This window comes from Gemmatimonadota bacterium, assembly GCA_026702745.1.
Lineage (GTDB): Bacteria > JAAXHH01 > JAAXHH01 > JAAXHH01 > JAAXHH01 > JAAXHH01.
Map to the genome: position 1 here is coordinate 1 of JAPPBT010000005.1, position 16,717 is coordinate 16,717.

At 61.7% G+C, this 16,717-nt stretch carries 15 protein-coding genes; 10 read left to right on the top strand and 5 right to left on the bottom strand.

From position 1 onward, the window contains the following. A partial coding sequence (locus OXH56_00735) for an efflux RND transporter permease subunit (protein MCY3553821.1) occupies positions 1 to 1,694 on the top strand: 1,694 nt, incomplete at its 5' end. Between the two features lie 12 nt (positions 1,695 to 1,706). Here OXH56_00735 and OXH56_00740 read toward each other — a convergent pair. Then, positions 1,707 to 2,489, bottom strand: a complete 783-nt coding sequence (locus OXH56_00740; protein ID MCY3553822.1) for a phytanoyl-CoA dioxygenase family protein — start codon at positions 2,487 to 2,489, stop codon at positions 1,707 to 1,709. A 284-nt stretch (positions 2,490 to 2,773) separates the two neighbouring features. Between OXH56_00740 and OXH56_00745 the strand changes: the two genes are divergently transcribed. Then, a complete protein-coding gene (locus tag OXH56_00745; GenBank protein ID MCY3553823.1) occupies positions 2,774 to 3,004 on the top strand; it encodes a hypothetical protein in 231 nt (76 codons plus the stop codon). On the opposite strand, the gene OXH56_00750 is transcribed toward OXH56_00745, so the two are convergent. After that, complete coding sequence (locus OXH56_00750; protein ID MCY3553824.1) at positions 3,001 to 5,805, bottom strand: alpha-N-acetylglucosaminidase C-terminal domain-containing protein; 2,805 nt, start codon at positions 5,803 to 5,805, stop codon at positions 3,001 to 3,003. The two genes, OXH56_00745 and OXH56_00750, sit on opposite strands and share 4 nt — an antisense overlap. A gap of 50 nt (positions 5,806 to 5,855) precedes the next feature. On the opposite strand from OXH56_00750, the gene OXH56_00755 reads away from it, so the two are divergent. Beyond that, a complete protein-coding gene (locus tag OXH56_00755) occupies positions 5,856 to 6,605 on the top strand; it encodes a TIGR02206 family membrane protein (protein ID MCY3553825.1) in 750 nt (249 codons plus the stop codon). Here the strand turns inward: OXH56_00755 and OXH56_00760 are convergent. After that, on the bottom strand, positions 6,602 to 7,864 hold the full coding sequence (locus OXH56_00760) for a hypothetical protein (GenBank protein MCY3553826.1): 1,263 nt from the start codon (positions 7,862 to 7,864) through the stop codon (positions 6,602 to 6,604). The two genes, OXH56_00755 and OXH56_00760, sit on opposite strands and share 4 nt — an antisense overlap. A 444-nt stretch (positions 7,865 to 8,308) precedes the next feature. Between OXH56_00760 and OXH56_00765 the strand changes: the two genes are divergently transcribed. The 4 genes from OXH56_00765 (at position 8,309) to OXH56_00780 (ending at position 12,071) form a co-directional block, all read left to right on the top strand. Then, on the top strand, positions 8,309 to 8,977 hold the full coding sequence (locus OXH56_00765; protein MCY3553827.1) for a chloramphenicol phosphotransferase: 669 nt from the start codon (positions 8,309 to 8,311) through the stop codon (positions 8,975 to 8,977). A 186-nt stretch (positions 8,978 to 9,163) separates the two neighbouring features. Beyond that, entirely contained in the window at positions 9,164 to 10,243 is a 1,080-nt protein-coding gene (locus OXH56_00770; GenBank protein ID MCY3553828.1) for a sialidase family protein, read from the top strand. A 35-nt stretch (positions 10,244 to 10,278) separates the two neighbouring features. Then, positions 10,279 to 11,067: a phytanoyl-CoA dioxygenase family protein gene (locus OXH56_00775; protein ID MCY3553829.1), complete on the top strand. Its 789-nt coding sequence runs from the start codon at positions 10,279 to 10,281 to the stop codon at positions 11,065 to 11,067. 32 nt (positions 11,068 to 11,099) lie between these two features. Then, positions 11,100 to 12,071 carry a phytanoyl-CoA dioxygenase family protein gene (locus tag OXH56_00780; protein MCY3553830.1) on the top strand — a complete coding sequence of 324 codons (972 nt, stop codon included), beginning with the start codon at positions 11,100 to 11,102 and terminating at the stop codon, positions 12,069 to 12,071. Positions 12,072 to 12,132: 61 nt separating this feature from the next. Here the strand turns inward: OXH56_00780 and OXH56_00785 are convergent, their stop codons facing one another. Continuing rightward, complete coding sequence (locus OXH56_00785; GenBank protein ID MCY3553831.1) at positions 12,133 to 12,633, bottom strand: YgjV family protein; 501 nt, start codon at positions 12,631 to 12,633, stop codon at positions 12,133 to 12,135. A 152-nt stretch (positions 12,634 to 12,785) separates the two neighbouring features. On the opposite strand from OXH56_00785, the gene OXH56_00790 reads away from it, so the two are divergent. Further along, entirely contained in the window at positions 12,786 to 14,573 is a 1,788-nt protein-coding gene (locus OXH56_00790) for a peptide ABC transporter substrate-binding protein (GenBank protein MCY3553832.1), read from the top strand. A 60-nt stretch (positions 14,574 to 14,633) separates the two neighbouring features. On the opposite strand, the gene OXH56_00795 is transcribed toward OXH56_00790, so the two are convergent. Next, on the bottom strand, positions 14,634 to 14,867 hold the full coding sequence (locus tag OXH56_00795) for a hypothetical protein (GenBank protein ID MCY3553833.1): 234 nt from the start codon (positions 14,865 to 14,867) through the stop codon (positions 14,634 to 14,636). A gap of 399 nt (positions 14,868 to 15,266) precedes the next feature. Here OXH56_00795 and OXH56_00800 point away from each other — a divergent pair, with 399 nt between their 5' ends. Further along, entirely contained in the window at positions 15,267 to 15,827 is a 561-nt protein-coding gene (locus OXH56_00800; GenBank protein MCY3553834.1) for an RNA polymerase sigma factor, read from the top strand. Continuing rightward, entirely contained in the window at positions 15,817 to 16,707 is an 891-nt protein-coding gene (locus OXH56_00805; GenBank protein ID MCY3553835.1) for a methylated-DNA--[protein]-cysteine S-methyltransferase, read from the top strand. Before OXH56_00800 ends, OXH56_00805 begins: the two co-directional genes overlap by 11 nt. The last annotated feature ends 10 nt before the right edge of the window (positions 16,708 to 16,717 follow it).

Below are 16,717 nucleotides of genomic sequence, written 5' to 3' on the forward strand. Positions count from 1 at the left end.
TGCTGCACCCGCGGCGCGACGTGGCGCTCATCCTGGGTGGATTCGTCATCCTGACCTTCCTGTTACCCATGCGCAGTGTGACCATGGACAATTCGTCCTCGGACCCGCGACAGGTCTGGATGTATATCGAACCCGGTGAGTTCGCCAGCCTGGAATACACGGACCGGTTCGTGACCGACCTGGAGAACCAGTGGATGGCTTCGGCCGATTCGCTGAACATCAGGGCCATTCGGTCCGATTTCCGACCCGGACGTATCACCTTTGAAGTGTTCCTCCACAGCGGCTCGGACGACTCGGTCTGGGACGTCCTGCGGCACAAGGCAAAAGCGCCGTGGGTCTGGGGATCACTCGCCCTGTGCGCGGTCGTGCTCGTCCTGGTGCGCAGGAAAAACAACGCGTTTCAGATTACCGCCGTGCTGACGGCGCTATACGTCGCGATCCTCCTGATCCTCGGTACCCAGGGGGGCCTGCAGTCGTACCGGTCTTCGGAGGAGGTCGCCAGGATCATCAGGGAGACCATACCCGAGGTGCCGGGACTGGTCGTGAAATGGCGATGGGGCGAGGGTGGCGAGGAAGACCCGAGGGTAAGCATCGCCCTGCACGGGGAGAACCCGAGGCGGCTCGAGCAGATCGCGGAAGACGTGAACGCGCGGCTGGACCAGTTGCCTGAGATTACGGCCATCACCACCGATCTGGACAACGAGGAAACGCAGGACGAGGTCCAGGTCACCGTGGACCGGGAGATGTCGGGCAAGTTCGGACTTACACCCCGGCGCGTCGCCGAAATGACCCTCTCGGGCATCCGCGGCAACGAACTGAAGCGCCTGAAGACCGAGGACCGGGAAATCCGGGTATGGGTACAGTCCAAGGAGGAAGACCGTGAGACCGTCCACCAGCTTCGGGACCAGGCGGTCTACCTGGACGACGGCACCCAGCTCCCGCTGGCCACCATGGCCAGTTTCACCCAGACTCCGGCATTCAGGACCGTCTTCCGCAGGGACAGCGAGACCATCCTGATGGTCCGCGCGAACACCACCAAAGAAGGCATAGAGACCCTCGGCGGCAAAATCAGCACCAGCCTGGCGGACCTTTCCCTGCCCAGGGGCTACTCCTGGCGCCTCGGAGACCGCTGGGAGCAGTTGGAGGAAGACACGGCTGCCATGGTGACCGCGATCCTTCTCGCGCTCGTTGCCGTGCTATTGCTCCTGGGATCCCTGTTCGAGTCCTATATCGATCCGCTGATCATCATCCTCGTGTCCATCCCCTTCGCCTACTTCGGGTGCTACTGGATGCTGTGGGCTACCGGTACCAACATGTCGATACTCGCCATGATCGGCATCGTGATCCTGATCGGGGTCGTGGTCAACAACGCCATCGTATTCATCGACCACATCAAGCACCTGGAGCGGGAGGGTCGTCTGAAGGGACAGGACCTGATCATCCAGGCCGGCCGCGACCGCCTGCGGCCGATCCTGATGACCGCCTTTACCACCATGCTCGGTCTGCTGCCCATGGCGATCGGGACCGCCACCCTCGGCGACCAGCCCTATTACCCCATGGGCCGGTCCGTCATGGGCGGGTTGATCTTCTCCACCATCGGCGCCATGATCGCGCTGCCCCTGGTCTACAGCGCCTTCGAGGACCTGAGGAACTGGTGGGGCGGCATCGTGGCGAGGATCAAGCGCCCGGTCTGACGGGTGGTGGTTCTAAGCTTCCGTGCCTAAAGCGCTCATGCCCTCGGCCAGTCGCCGCAAGCGGGGACGCCCGCTCTCCAGGAATGACCGATGGGGCCTGAACCCCTGCGGCGCGCCTTTATGCAGCATGTTCCTGTGGGCGCCGGTGCGCGGTCGCGGCCCGAACTTGAAGACGATGACCCGCCGTTTCCCCTTCTTGCCGTAAACCGCGTGGTAGAGCCACTGGTTGAACAGGACGATATCGCCCGGTTTGGTCTCGATCGAGTAGCCGGGGATCCGGGGGCCGTCGACCCCGAAGGGACTGGGATCGCCGCCGAGGTGAGCTTCCTGGAGGGGCAGAAGCGCCTGATGCAATGGGTCCCGGTGGGAGCCGGGGATGACCCGAAGCGCGCCGGTATCCTTCGTTTGCGGATCGAGGTACAGCATGACCTTGGTCCGGGTATAGTCGAGCAACCGTGACGTCTTGTGGCCGTCGAAATGCCAGGTGTGGTCGGCCAGCTTCGGATCGATCCCCCACATCCCCTCCGAACCGATCCAGATGAGGTCGTCGCCCAGCAGTTCCGTCACGGTCAGGTAGATCCGGTCGTCTTCCACGAGCCGCGTCAGCGCGGGGCGCGATTCCACGAACTCCCCGTCCCAGAACCATTCCTCTTCGCCAATGTCGCGGCCGAGCTTCTGCGCGCACGCCGCGGCGGCCTCTTGGATCAGCGCGTCTACCTCCTCCCGGGAAAACGCCTGGCGAATGACCAGGAAACCGAAGGCGTGGAATTGTTCGATCTGGCCGCTGGAGAGCATGGAGGGCTCCGGTCTTCAGCGAGGTGTCCTACTTCGAGAGGTGTCGCGCTTCGTGTTCAAGCGGTGCGTGGGTGGGAAGTATATTACGACTGCCGCGGGATAAGTGTCAAAAGCAATTGCCGTGGACGTAAGGGATTCAGATGTGGCAGGGAACAGCAGTGGGAAGTATTTGAACTTTTTTTACGAGAGCTACCGGTTATTGCCCGACTCTTTAAATTTGAGACATGACTGCGGTGGGGCCGGTAACACGAAAACATAGGGTACCGATGGACCGGAAAGCCTGGATGGACACGACGATAAAGGCGGCACTAATTGGGGCGGCCGTCCTGATGTATCTGGATTTGAGAGCCGAGATTCGGGATCTGGGTAACAAAATCGATCGGGTGGAAACGAAAGTTGATGAGGTCCGGGGGTATCTCAAGTTCAGTACTGCTGCTCCCGGCCTGGAGTCTGCTCCAAATAGGGTGTCTCCCGCGGCAGACCCTGAGAAGTTACCATCTGCACAGCAGGACTAACGTGATGCCGGTGTCCTTTCCACCACGAATGACGCCACATCCAGCTCCGTCCCGCTATCGAACCACACCTTGTAGGCCGTGTCTCCAACGCTGAAGGTAAACACCGCGACGTTATGTCCGTCCGAGGGGGCAGGTTCGTCCTCTCGGCGGATCATGTCGATCTCCGGCGGCACCGTCACCTGGTACAGGGCGATCTCGCCCCGGGCGATGTTGTATTCCCTGCGTACCTCGCGTACCGCGATAATGTCGCGAAGCTCCCGCGGAACCTCGACCCGTTCCACGAAACCGGGCACGTTGAATCCCTCGATCGTTTCGCCTGGCATCCCGTGCAGTACCAACCGGTTGCCCGGCGGCGCGTAGTCTTCCTCCAAGAGGATCTCATCGATGTCCCCGGGCGGAGGGAAGTCATCCAGCATCTCGCGGACGAGGGCATCCAGCGGCCCCTCGTAGAAGTCGTACCGGCCACTTACGGAACCGGCCTTGATGAGCCGGAGCGCAAGGGCCTCATCCTCTCCGGTCAACTCGGGTTCGCAGGTGTCCCCGTAGGGCGACCAGGGCGTGTTGCCCCGTGGTGTCGACCAGTTCGCCACGCGGGAGGGCAGATCGACGTCCGAATCCCGGTCCACGAGCCGCTCCGAGATATCCTCTCCCCGATCCATGAGCGTCCGCATCCGGTCCAGGTACTGCCGGACGCGAGGCAGGAAGTAATGGACGATCATCTCGGCGAAGTCCTCCGGGAGGTAGTCGAGCAGCACCTGCCAGTTCTCGAGGGAGATCAGCGCGGTGAAGGTGATCCAGTTGCTTTCACTGTTGGCATGTCCCGGCACGATCTCCGGCCACCGGACCGCCCAGTCATCATGGGTCTTCAGCCTGAACTGTTCGTGGGCGCTGCAGTACCGGGCCATGGCGAGCATCGCCTGCTCCGTCTCCGCGGCCATCCCTTCGAACCGTTCCCGGTCCCCGGCGCGGAAGGCCTTGCGCGCGTCGGCCAGCCGGTGGTTGAAGATGCCCGCCAGGTAGGTCCGGCCGATGTCCACCAGGTCGAAGCGGTACATGGGGGAATCTTCGAGCGCATCGTATTGGGACAGCAGGATCTCGAGCATGTCGTGCAGCGCCGGCAGAAACCCGATGAGCCGTTTGACCGAGCCCGATGTGAGACCGGGCAGCAGGGTCCCGTCCCAGTTCCGGTACAGGGGGCCGTTGTGGGTGCATGGATCGAAGTAGGACATGATCGTGCCGGCGAGTATCCCGACGGCTGGACGGGTTTCTTCTGCCGCTGGTCCGTACCGCCTTCGGTTCCACTGCTCGACGTAGGCGTCCGGTTCCAGGTCCGCGGGGTTCCAGGACAGTTCCGCGTAGAGATCCATGGTCATCACGTTCCGGTGATTGGTTTCCGAGGACACCGTGAACCCCTGCAGGTTGGATGCCCGGGGATGATCCGCCAGGGACCGGGCGTTGTCGATCGCCGTCCTGATGTCGCCGTTGGGATTGGTCTCCCGGCCGCACTGGCCGCACATGCCCGTGGACCACGGCAGCCCCCAGTAGTAGTCGCACCGGAGGAAGTCGTACATCCTCCCGGCGTGGTTGAGGAACATGTTGCCGATCACGGGCAGGCCGGCGTCGCGGACCGCCTGCGCCTGGGCGGCCGCCGTGGGGTTGTCCGTGCACACCCGGGGGCTGAACAGCACCGCGTCCGGATCGCCGTCCCGTATGGCCTGGATCATGCCGTAGACGGACGCATGGGTCAGTTCGGCGGCCCGGTCGGGGTCCTCCTCGACCCAGGTCTCCTCCGTGGGCAGCCACAGGCTGTAGAGATGATCCGTGCCCAGCGCTTCCGCGTAGGATTCCACCACGGCGGTGGTGAAGCGCCGGGTCACCGGGTCCCGCGGGTCGAGTACGATCTCGGACTCGCCGCACCATTCCAACGGCGCGAACCGGATCTTCTCTCCGGTTTTGGCTTCGTACCCGTCCACGAACTCCTGGAGCTGGCGTCCGTCGGCGTAGGGTGAGAAGCCGGGATTCACCGCCGGGGTGCCCACGTGGAGCTGCATGCGGTACCGGATCCGGATGCCGGCCTCCCGGGCATAGTCGAAGACGCGCCGCAACAAGGCGATGCGCGCGGCCTGCCACGCTGTGAGCTGCACCGGAACGCCCAGCCGGTTGGCGGCCAGCGCGCCGATACCGCAGCAGTCGGCGATGTTGCCGCTTTCCAGGATGTTGAAGCGCTTCTTGACCAGGTAGTCGACCCAGGGCCTGAACTCATCCCAGGTCCACCAGCGCATGCCGCTGTAGGCGTCCTGCATGTTCGCGAAGTACATCCGCCACTTGAACCGGGGCCTGTGGTATATCTCCGGTCCGCTCAGGTCGCCGATCGAGACGGTATCTCTTGTCGGGATCTGCTCGCCTTCTTCGAAGAAACCGCAACCGAGATGTTCTTCGAACAGCCGGTACACGGCATAAAGCGCGGAGTAGGGGCGGCGACCCGCGAGCACCAGTGTGTTGCCGGTACACCGAACGACGTATCCATCGTATCCCAGGGTGGATTCGGAGAGGTCGACGCCGAGTCCTGCGGGCGCCCATCCGATGTACACCCGGCCGGTTTCTTCATCGTGGCCGCCAGCGGATCTACCGGTCCTGTTCTCCGGCGGCCGGTCTGATGCTTCAAGGACGGGGATCTCTACCCCGCCCATGCGCTTCACGATCCGTTGGAATTCCCTGGCGGCCCGCTGCACGGAAGGTCCCACCGTGGGTGAGAGTACGATCCGCGACGCGGCCTGTCTGTTCTTGTAAAGTGTAAACATGGGTATTGCGGGTTGTCTTACTGTCCAGTTTCCTGTACTCATGTTACATCATGACGCCAACCGGTTTCCAGACCTTTGGACCGCCCCATCTCATCGTCATGGGGCTTACCCTCGTGCTGCCCATTCTGCTTTCGAAACTCGCACGAAGCGCGAGCAATGAGCGGACGGCGGTGAGGATCGGCTACCTGCTCGCCGCCATGCTGCTGGTCAACGAAATCTCGGCCTGGGGATTCCGCCTCGTGCAGTTCGGTCCTGAATACATGGTCCGAAACCACCTTCCACTGCATATCTGCGGCGTCGCAAGCCTGATCACGGCCGCTACCCTGATATTCCGGAACAAGTACACTTACGAGATCGCCTACTTCTGGGGTCTCGTCGGTTCCGCCAACGCCGTGATCACTCCGGGCGCCATGGACACCGGCTTCCCATCGTGGCGTTTCTTCCAGTATTTCATTGTCCACTCAGGGATCGTCGTGGCCGTCCTGTACGCCACCTGGGGCCTGGGCATGCGGCCCACGCTGCGCGGACTCTTTCGCGCCTTCGTCGCCCTGAATTTGTTCGCCGTCATCGTGGGTATCGTAAACCTGCTAATGGGATCGAATTACATGTACCTTTCCCGGCCGCCCTGGGGTACGGTGTCGCCCTTCTTCTTCGCACCGTGGCCCTGGTACATCCCCATCCTCGACGTGGTCGCGCTCGCCATGTTTTTCGCCGTGTACCTGCCGGTGCATCTGTCACGTGGACGCGAAGCACGGCGGGTGCGGCCGGCTGCCCGGTCCGGGCCGGTGCCACCCGCCTAGACGATCCGAATCGTCTCGCCGCCTTCGCTGTCCCAGTCCATCAGGCGCCTTATTGGAATCGTCCTCAATCCGACCTGGGCGTTCCCGGTATAGAACACGTATCCCAGGCCGTCTTTTACAACCATGCGGGGCCAGCCCGTCCAGGTGTGGTCGAAATGCTCCGTACCGATTCCAAGGGCCGGAAGTGCTGGATTCCGGGGATAGTACGACCAGTTTTTGAGGTCCGTCGAACGGGCAAGGCCCACCGAATCGCACCACCGCTCGGGCCCGGCCGCACCCGGTGGCGTCCAGGCGTTGCAGCCTTCGTACCAGAGATACCACGTATCGCCGATCCGGTTCACGGACCGCGGCCGGACATGCACGGCGTCCCAGTCGTCCAACCTTTCCGGACCGAACACCGGATTGTGTTCGGCTTCGCGCCAGTCCTCGAGATCGTCGCTGAAGAGCAGGTAGCCCCGGTCGCCGCCCGGCCAACCTCCCGATGGCCGCGGCGTGTATCCGGCATAGCACATGAGGTACCGGTAATCCGGATGGTCCACGCGCAGCAGGTCGAATTCGTGGGCGGCGTCATTGAAATGCCGGTAGACGGGATTGTGGGAACTCGGCGTGAACGGCCCCTTCGGATCGTCGGCCGAAGCCATCATGAATCCGAGCCAGGATGGATACTGCTGGACGGCGTACATGATGACGATCCGGCCGTCCGGCGTAACGACCGCGCCGTTCACGTAGATATTGTCCCCCGGGGCGTCCGCGTAGGAAAGTACCGGAACGGGATGCACTTCCCACGATCTCAAATCGTCACTCTCCGCTACGGCGACGGTGCGGCGTGAGGACCCTTCCTGGTCGCCTTCCATGCCCGCCATGCAGTACATGTAGTAGCGTTGGTCGATTTCAAGGATGGCCCCCGGAATGATCTGCTGCTCGTAGTGGCTGCCGGCCGGGCCCCGCGCGATGACCGGTTCCGTTTGCTGGTCCAGCCAGGGCAGCGCCGTGACCGTGCAGGATTCGAATCCACAGCCACCGGATGCCTCCAGCGCCAGCGTGTTCTCCCACGGTTCGTACCGACCATACCACTCTCCCGATGGTCCACGGATCCAGCCCGAGACTCCGTTAACCCCGAAGCGGAAGAAGTTGCCCTTCTTCAACACGCGGATATCCCACGGGGGCGGTCCCCCGCCGGGATAATCCTTCAGGATCGTGCGGTCTTTTCCAACCTGCCTAACCACGCGGAATCCCCGTCCGTCGATTTTCAGATGCACGCTCACGGAATCATCGGATCCGGAAAACCGGATGCGCGCCGTAGATGTGCGCGCTGCGGGTATGCACGTCGCAGGTTTCGAGTTCGCTCCGACGATTCTTGCGAAAAGCTCGTAATTGCCAGTTACACGTCGAGTAATCATCGACTGGATCACGGTTTGTGGACAACCATTTAGTGACGACGGTTTCTGGGATGACCAGATTTCCGGACAGTGAGAGGTATGCATTGAACAGGGCGATACGCAATACCGATTTGTCCTGCAGAAGATACACCCTATATTCCGATTCATCCACAGTGAATCCAATGTGCGGTCAGACCTGTTCGCAACTGAATATCCACAATTTCCGTCCCTGGTCTCTACGCACGATTCGAGGAGACTACAGCCATGCCGGATGCTGAGACTCAGCCGGATTCCGCCCCTCCGTCGGGTAGGGAGAATTCAGCCATGCCGGATACCACGGCCGGGCCGGGTATGGCCGAACCGGGTACGGCCGTGGTGCTCAATGGCGCCCCCAGATCCGGAAAATCCAGTATCGCATCCGCCATCCAGCGAATGTCGCGGGAACCGTGGATGAACCTCGGCGCCGATCGATTCATCGAAATCACTCCGGAACGACTTCGCCCCGGGATCGGGCTTCGGCCCGCCGGTATCGCGAACCGGCCAGGCGGCGAAAGACCCGATCTCGAACCGTTGATACCCATCATGTACGATGCGTTCTACGCGTCCATCGCAGCCCACCTCCGACTGGGTCTGAACGTGGTGGCCGACGTCGCGCATCACGACGATTACGCCACGCTGAGCGGTATCCTTTACGACTGCGCAAGGCGCCTGGAGGGTTTGAGAACGTACTTCGTGGGCGTACGCTGTCCCGCCGAAATCGTGTGGCAACGCCGCAAGGACACCTGGCTCAGGGAACAAGACCTACCGGATGACGCGCCCGTGCCCGAACTGGTGCGGATCTGGGATCGGGAGGTGCACAAACCCTGTATCTACGACTTCGAAGTCGATACGTCTAAGTCGGGTGCCGAGACCTGTGCCGGCAGTATCCTGGCGCATATGGAAACCGGTCCCCGGCCAGACGCGTTCCGGCGGCTTGCCGCGATGTCCGGATGAATAAAACCGACCGGCTGAATCTCACGGCACATCGTATTCATATTTCCATTTACCGCCATGCCGCCACAGGTATATTCTTGCATCCAATGTCGATTTCGATGACCTGCGAGCCTGAAAAACGACCGGGCTGCATGAATAGCCGGCGGTATGAACATCCAGTACATTTTACAGGAAGGTTGAGTCCACATGAGCTGGCGCGTAGCGGAACAAAGAACGATCTACCGCGAAGCAGGCTGGTATGGCGCCCATCCGAACGTCGTCCGGACCCCCGATGGTGACCTGTTGACCCTGTTTCACCGGTCGCCCGCCACGGGGTTCAGCCACCACAGCCACCCGCTCTTCGATGTACGGGCCTGTCGCTCCGGTGACGAAGGACGGTCCTGGGGTCCGGCCGAACTGGTGACGGTCTATCCCCACGGCGGCGTGATCGATTTCGGGACCCACACGCTTTCCAGCGGAGAGATCTTCCTGCACGCCAGCACGGTGGACCTTGTACTAGCCCAGGATCCGGAAGTTTCCAAGCATACCTGGGTCTCCCGTCCCGGCGTGGGGTTCCACGTGCGTTCCCCGGACAACGGCAGGACCTGGTCGCACCCCGAACCGTTTCCGCCGCTCCCGGATGCCGTGAACGGCCATCCCGCCTCGCATACGGGCGTCTGCCGAAGCGGCCTGCTGGAGATGCCGGACGGGCGCATGCTGCTTCCGGGCAAGGCGACGGACCACCCGGATGGCCGCCCGCCGTTCTTCGGCATGATGCAATCGTCGACCGATGGCGGCCATACCTGGGCCTACGAAGGCCGTATCTCCGAGGACGACGTCGCCCATTTCAGCGAACCGGCGATCTACCGGACGCCGTCCGGCAGGATCCTGGTGCTCTTCCGCTGTCATCCGAACCAGCCGCCCGGACAGGACGTGCACCTGGTGGAAGTGCACTCGGACGACAACGGCGAGACCTGGTCGCCCTGGCGATCGACGACCATGCGGGGTTGCCCCGGACACCTGTTGGGGCTGCGGGACGGCCGCATCCTTGCCACGGTGGGTACCCGGTGGGAAGGACAGATGGGATGCCTGGCGCGGATACTCGATCCCGAGGCCGGCGACCTGGATACCGCGCCGGATATCGTCGTGCGCGCCGATTCACTGGCGTCCGATTGCGGGTATCCATGGTCGGTCGAATTGAAGGATGGACGAGTGCTGGTCGTTTACTATTTTGTCTATGGAGACGGCACACGGGGCATAGAAGGATCGGTGCTCGAGGAATACTGAGCAGTTCCGTCTGTATAAGGCTATCGGGAGTTTCCATGTTTCAACTGGATGCACACCAGAAGGAATTCATGGATACCTTCGGGTATCTGCACTTCCCCGGCCTGCTTGACGACCGGATCGGCGAGATAGAACGGGCTTTCGACGGGTTGTTGAAAAGGCACGGCGGCGATGACCACGAAGGCCTGGAGCGACTGGCCGTGGCGCCGTTCATAAACCACGACCCGTACCTGTGCACGCTGCTGGACGATCCCCGCATCCAGGGCATCGCCGCCGGTCTGCTGGGCGAGCGGTACCAGTACTGGAACAGCGACGGCAACTTCTACGTCGGGGACACGCGGTGGCATTCCGACACCCAGTGGCCCGAGCCCATCCGTTTCTACAAGATGGCCATCTACCTGGATCCCATGACGAAGGACACGGGCGCGTTGCGGGTTATACCGGGCAGTCACCGTTTCGGTGAGGGGTATGCGGAAACCATTCACGAACACCTCTCCGGCAAGCGGGACGTTTGGGGCGGACTGCACGGCAGCGAAGTCCCGGCAATCGCCGTCGAGACCCGGCCCGGCGACCTGGCGGTCTTCAACCATTCCACCAAGCACAGCGCCTGGGGCGGCGGGAAGAAAAGGCGCATGTTCACGCTCGTGTATACCGGATTACACAAGGACGGTCGTGAACTTGAGGCCTTCAAGAAGATCATCCGCCAACACGGCTATACAACGCGGGAGGTATTCGGCGGCGAGGACGGCCCCCTGCTTTCCACGGCCACGCCCGAACGGCTTTGTCACCTGCAAAACCTGATCACGCACATACCAAAAGCGGCTTGAAGATACGGCACCGGAAGGGGAATCTTTCGATCATGTCTCTCACAAGAGATCAGTTTCAGCATTTCGTTGATGAAGGCTACGTCATCGTCGAAGGCGCGCTCACCAGTGACGACCTGGATCCGGTCATTGCGGGGATCGAGGCCTTTGTGGACGAACGGGCCAGCGAACTCCACCGCGAAGGACGCATTTCCGAGTTGCACGGGACCGAACCTTTCGAGCGGCGGCTGGCCCAGATCACGCGGGAGAACACCGCGATTTACGATGACATCGATATCATGAACATGCGGCACGAGGCGGTGTTCCGATTTCTCGGCAACGGCCGCATGCTGGACCTCGTGGAATCTCTCGTCGGACCCGAAATAACGTGCAGCCCCATTCAGCATCTGCGGGCGAAGCTGCCGGAGGACCTGAACAGCCTGGCAAGTCACGGGAATGGCGGCGGTAACGGTGGCGGCAGCGGCGAAGAGGACGCCCTGACCGCCCGCATCAGGGAGAACGTGGCGCCCTGGCACCAGGACGCGCAGGTGCATCTTGAGGACGCCGACCCGGTATTCATTCTCACCGTGTGGCTTCCCCTTTGCGACACCGACGAGGAGAACGGATGCCTGCAGATCATACCGAGGGTGCACCACAACCGGACCGTGTACTGGAGCGAAGGATTCGGCATCGAAGAAGGCCGGCTGCCCGATGGAGAGGTCCTGTCCCTGCCGATGAGGAAGGGTGACATCCTGCTCATGCACAAGCTGATTCCGCACCGGTCCATCCCCAATCGTTCGGGCACGATCCGGTGGAGCCTCGACTTGCGGTATCAACAGACCGGGCTACCCACGGGCCGGTCGTTCTACCCCAACTTCATCGTACGAAGCCAGCGCCACCCCGAGTTCGTGCTGTCGGACTACGCCACCTGGAACCGGGGTTGGGAGGAAGCACTGAAGGTCACGGCACAGCGTCCGCCCCGCAAGAACAAGCCCACCGAGCCGACCCCGATCCGGATGTACGGATAGTTCCGGCGGCGCGACAATCCCCTTCAAACCCGCGTGCGTACCTTCCTCAGGGCTTTTCCACTCAGGCCTTAATCGCGAATCTGTAGATCCGCCAGTACCCGATCATGTTGCTGACCAGGAACGTGGTCTCCATGAGCACGGCGACCGGGCTGCCGGCGATGTAGTTGTGCACCATCCAGGTCACCGCGCAGGCCATGTAGATCAGCCGTACCTTTCGGTCGGATTGCTGGAAGTTGCCGTAGGTGGGCAGCAGGGAACCGAAGAGCGCCAGGATGTCCAGGGGACGCTCGTAGGAGTAAAAAAACCCGGCCACGATCAGCGCCATGAACACGTACATCAGGCGCCGGTCGGTCGTGAAGGCCGCCGTGAAAACGCGGACGCCCATGATGACATACAGGGTTCCGGCGCTGTTTCTGCCGAGTACGAAAAAGTGGAAGGCGTTCGTCAGGGCCGAAGCGCTCAGCCAGAGCAGCACGTTGCGGCGCTTCTTGCACTGGAAGGAGACCACGCCGCACGTGAAAGCGACGGCAGCCAGTGCCTGTGAAATGAGGAAAGAATCCATGAGGCGATTCACCCGGTCGGTTGGTGTTCACGTGCAAAATAAAGACCGGCCGAACCGGGTCAAGGCGAATCACCGTACTACGCTTGACGGGGGGCCGGGAAGGACATAACGTAGTTTGCAACCCTTCCATCGCGGCGAACGGATGGCCCTCCATGATCCCTACTGCCCGTGTACTTGTAATCGTCGTGATCTTCGGCGTGGCCACGGCCGGAATCCTGCGCGTCCCGGGCGGTCCGGGCGGTCCGGGCGGTCCGGCCGGCGGCGAGCCCGCCCAATCTTCCGCCCGGTACGTCAACTCCGCGGGCGTCGAACTGCCGCCCGACGCAGCGCCGCCGTCCGAGCAGTACGTCCGCACGTTTCAACTCGATAACACCTACATGGAGTGGTTCCGCACGATCTACAAGGGGACCTACGGCCACCGGATCATCGCCGAACCGCTGATCCGCTTCGACAAGGACTTCAACCTGATCCCGGCGGCAGCGAACCGCTGGGAACCCACCGACGACGGGCTGGGATGGTATTTCTACCTGCGGGACGACCTCGAATTCTCCGACGGGAAGCCCCTGACCGCCCACGACTATGTGTTCACCCTCCGTCGAGGCGCCGACCCGGAAAACGCCTACGACGTGGAGTGGTACTACCGTCCGATCAAGAACTGGGGCCGCGTCGTGGGCAGGGAGCTGCCCCTCGACTCGCTGGGTGTCCACGCGGTCGACGACTACACCCTGCTCATCGAGACCGACGAACCTTGCGCCTACATGCCCGACCTGATGGTGGACAGCTGGGTCTCGCCCCGGCAGGCGGTGGAGAAGTATGGCGACGCCTGGTCCACGAGCCCGGAGACCTCCATCGCCAGTGGCCCCTTCTACCTGGCGGAGTGGACCAAGGCGGACCGGGTCGTGCTCAAGGCCAATCCCCGGTACCACGGGGCCGCGCGGCCCTACCTGGAGACGCTGATCGCCAGGCTGCACAATGCCTCGACGCCGCCGCCCCTGCTCGCGTCCTACGAGGCCGACGAGGTGGATTTCGGCCTCGTGACGAACCACGCCGAACTCGCCCGGATAAAGACCGATCCGCGGTTGAGGCGGGAGCTGCATTCCTACACGGATTTCGCCACGTACTACCTCACGATGGACACCTACAACCCGCCCTTCGACAATCTTAAGGTTCGCCAGGCCTTCAGCCACGCCATCGACCGGGACGCCGTGTGCGAATCCGCGCTCCAGGGTTTCGCGATTCCCGCCTACTCCATGCTGCCGCCCGGCTTCCCGGCGGAAGCGACGGATGCCCTGAAACCCGTCCAGCAATACGACCCCGCCCTTGGACGCAAACTGCTGGCTGAAGCAGGCTATCCGGAAGGGAGGGGATTCCCCCGCACTGAGATGTGGGTCCGGCGCGATGTTCGGCCGGTACACGAGGCCGGGGAGGCGATCCACGCCATGATCAAGCAGAACCTGGGGATCGACCTGGTGGTGCGCAACATGGAGGTCAAGATCTTCATGGACGCGATCAACAGCCACCAGCTTCCCCTGGGACTCGTCCGGTTCGGGGCGGATTTCATCGATCCCAGCAGCCTGATGAACCTCTGGCTATCATCGGGCCGGCATGCATGGAGGCACGACCGCTTCGACCGACTGGTGGTCCAGGCGGGAGGCGTCGTCGGCGACTACGAGGCGCGGATGGATGTCTACCGGCAGGCCGAACGCATCCTGGTGGAGGAAGTGGGCGGCCTCTTCGTATGGTACCCGACGATGAACCAGATCTGGAAGTCGGACATCAGGGGGGACGCCCTCGAACCGAACCGCCGCGGATTCAGGGCCTGGCGGGGCGAGCAGATCGGGAACACGGCCTTTACGATCTACATCGCCCAGGAGGACAATGAGCAGGATGCCGGGACAAAGGGATTCTGGGATCGGGTGCTGGGGGTGGGGAGTAGGTAGATGCGGGACGGAGGGTAGGCGGGTAGGTGGGTAGGCGGGTAGGCGGAACGGCCGTTCAAATCAGACAAAGTTCAGCATTTTGTTGGCGTAGTCTTTACCCGAAGTCGGAGCAGGCAGAGACTCGCCGTCCCTTCGATACATATCAATGGTTTCTTCCACGATCCGGCATAATTCAGAGAATACTTTTTGCTCATTCTCTTCATGACACCCACCATAAAACAGACCGGGACAGCTGCCGACGTAACACTGATCTTCTTCGGACCACTCCACAATCTTTACATAGCGTGCACTCATCTTCATTTCTGTGATTCCCTTATCGCTGCGCGAATGGCCTGTTCCTGATAGTTTCTGGCGTCATCGCCGAGGTGGCTGGACAGCACCACGATTCTAGTTACCCTTTCGTGGGCGAATTTTCAAGGGCTACCTTTCCCACCGGTTTCAACAAAACCCGCGTCTGTTCATTCCTTTATCAACGCTCATACTTTTCGAGGCATTCGTGTGAAAGGTATATCGGGTTCGCCGCAACGCAACTGGTGTGCATTAGCCAAAAACGAAGTAACTAACTGGCAAGGAAAGAAATCGTAAGTAAACTGTCAAGAAGGATACTAAATTCCGTTTTTTACCGAACGAAAACCTGATACAAGGTGTTGTAGGAATAGAACCGACATAACGCCGGATTGCAAAGGACTCTGCATGACACAGGAAGAGGGACGATGCATCGCACTGGAAATCCACCACGGCAACAGGGACGCGGTAGGGAAGCTGGTGGCGACCTACCAGGACAGGCTCTTCACCTACGCCTTCCAAATGCTCGGTGGATCGGACGACGCCCTCGACGTTACGCAGGAAGCCTTTGTCAAGGCCTACACCACGCTCACCGGAAAGTACGACGCGGAGCGCTGCCGGACGCTCGAAGTCCGTCCCTGGCTGTACCGCATCGTCCGGAACCTGGCGCTGAACAGGCTGAGGTCGCGCAAACGAAGAGACGACGCACTGGTCAGCATGAAGGGCAACTTGCCTGCACAGGTTGTCGACACCGGAAACGAACGGTCACGGACGAGCACGATCCGGGCGGCCCTCGCTGTGCTGGGAAGGGAAAGCCGGGAACTGATCATCCTGCGCTTCATCGAGCAGTACACGTACGCGGAAATCGCGACGGTCACCGGCTCTTCGGAATCGGCGCTGCGGGGCAAGGTATACCGGGCGCTGCGTAAACTTCGCAAGATCATGGAGGATGACCCTGGTGGATATTAACGAAGCGAGACAGTACCTGGATCGAATCAGGACCGGCGAGGCGGACGACGAGGCCAGCCAGTCCGTGGCGAAACACCTGGAAAGGTGCGCGGATTTGCGCGAAGAGGCCGCTTTTCTGGAAGAACTTGCCGTGGATTCTCCCAAACTGAAAATGACCGCTCCCGCAGGGATCGAGGAGGAAGTGATGATCAGGATTGCAGACCGATACGATGTGATCGACACGGATTTCGGATCGGCACACGTTGGGTTCACACCCAAAGGCATTTCAGCGGTTAAACTCGACGTGGAAGAGGACGGCGCCTTCGAATCCTACTACAAAGACAGATTGGGGCGGCCTGCGGTCAGAGGTTCGCTCCCCGAAGCGTATGCCGAAGCGGTCAGGCGGGCCATAAGAGGAGAGAAGATCGCCAAGCCACCGGTCACGCTGGAAGGGTTGACCGATTTTGAACAGACCGTGCTCGAGCACCTGGCCAGGATTCCGACGGGCGAGGTACGACCCTATGCCTGGCTGGCCCGGGAAGTGGGCCGGCCGAAGGCTATCCGGGCCGTCGGGACCGTCATGGCTCGCAATCCCGTTCCCTTCCTGATGCCCTGCCACCGTCTCGTTCCTACGACAGGAGGCGTCGGGAACTACTACTACGGACCGGAAATGAAATGGACGCTGCTGGAGCGGGAAGGGATTCCACGGGAAGACCTGGCGAACTGGAAGCAGCGCGGGGTTCGCTTCATCGGCAGCCGGACGACCGGCATCTACTGCTATCCGACCTGCCGCGACGCCCGGCGCGTTCAGCCGCGGCACCGGCTGGAATTCAGCTGTACGGAGGAAGCGGTGGACAGCGGATACCGGCCGTGCAAACACTGCAGGCCGCTGGGGATGTAGATACGGGGAT

Coding starts and splice junctions, on each gene's coding strand:
- OXH56_00765 (MCY3553827.1), top strand. CDS start 8,309: ATGCCGGATACCACGGCCGGGCCGGGTATGGCCGAACCGGGTACGGCC.
- OXH56_00780 (MCY3553830.1), top strand. CDS start 11,100: ATGTCTCTCACAAGAGATCAGTTTCAGCATTTCGTTGATGAAGGCTAC.
- OXH56_00785 (MCY3553831.1), bottom strand. CDS start 12,633: ATGGATTCTTTCCTCATTTCACAGGCACTGGCTGCCGTCGCTTTCACG.
- OXH56_00750 (MCY3553824.1), bottom strand. CDS start 5,805: ATGTTTACACTTTACAAGAACAGACAGGCCGCGTCGCGGATCGTACTC.
- OXH56_00800 (MCY3553834.1), top strand. CDS start 15,267: ATGACACAGGAAGAGGGACGATGCATCGCACTGGAAATCCACCACGGC.
- OXH56_00740 (MCY3553822.1), bottom strand. CDS start 2,489: ATGCTCTCCAGCGGCCAGATCGAACAATTCCACGCCTTCGGTTTCCTG.
- OXH56_00795 (MCY3553833.1), bottom strand. CDS start 14,867: ATGAGTGCACGCTATGTAAAGATTGTGGAGTGGTCCGAAGAAGATCAG.
- OXH56_00770 (MCY3553828.1), top strand. CDS start 9,164: ATGAGCTGGCGCGTAGCGGAACAAAGAACGATCTACCGCGAAGCAGGC.
- OXH56_00745 (MCY3553823.1), top strand. CDS start 2,774: ATGGACACGACGATAAAGGCGGCACTAATTGGGGCGGCCGTCCTGATG.
- OXH56_00790 (MCY3553832.1), top strand. CDS start 12,786: ATGATCCCTACTGCCCGTGTACTTGTAATCGTCGTGATCTTCGGCGTG.
- OXH56_00755 (MCY3553825.1), top strand. CDS start 5,856: ATGACGCCAACCGGTTTCCAGACCTTTGGACCGCCCCATCTCATCGTC.
- OXH56_00775 (MCY3553829.1), top strand. CDS start 10,279: ATGTTTCAACTGGATGCACACCAGAAGGAATTCATGGATACCTTCGGG.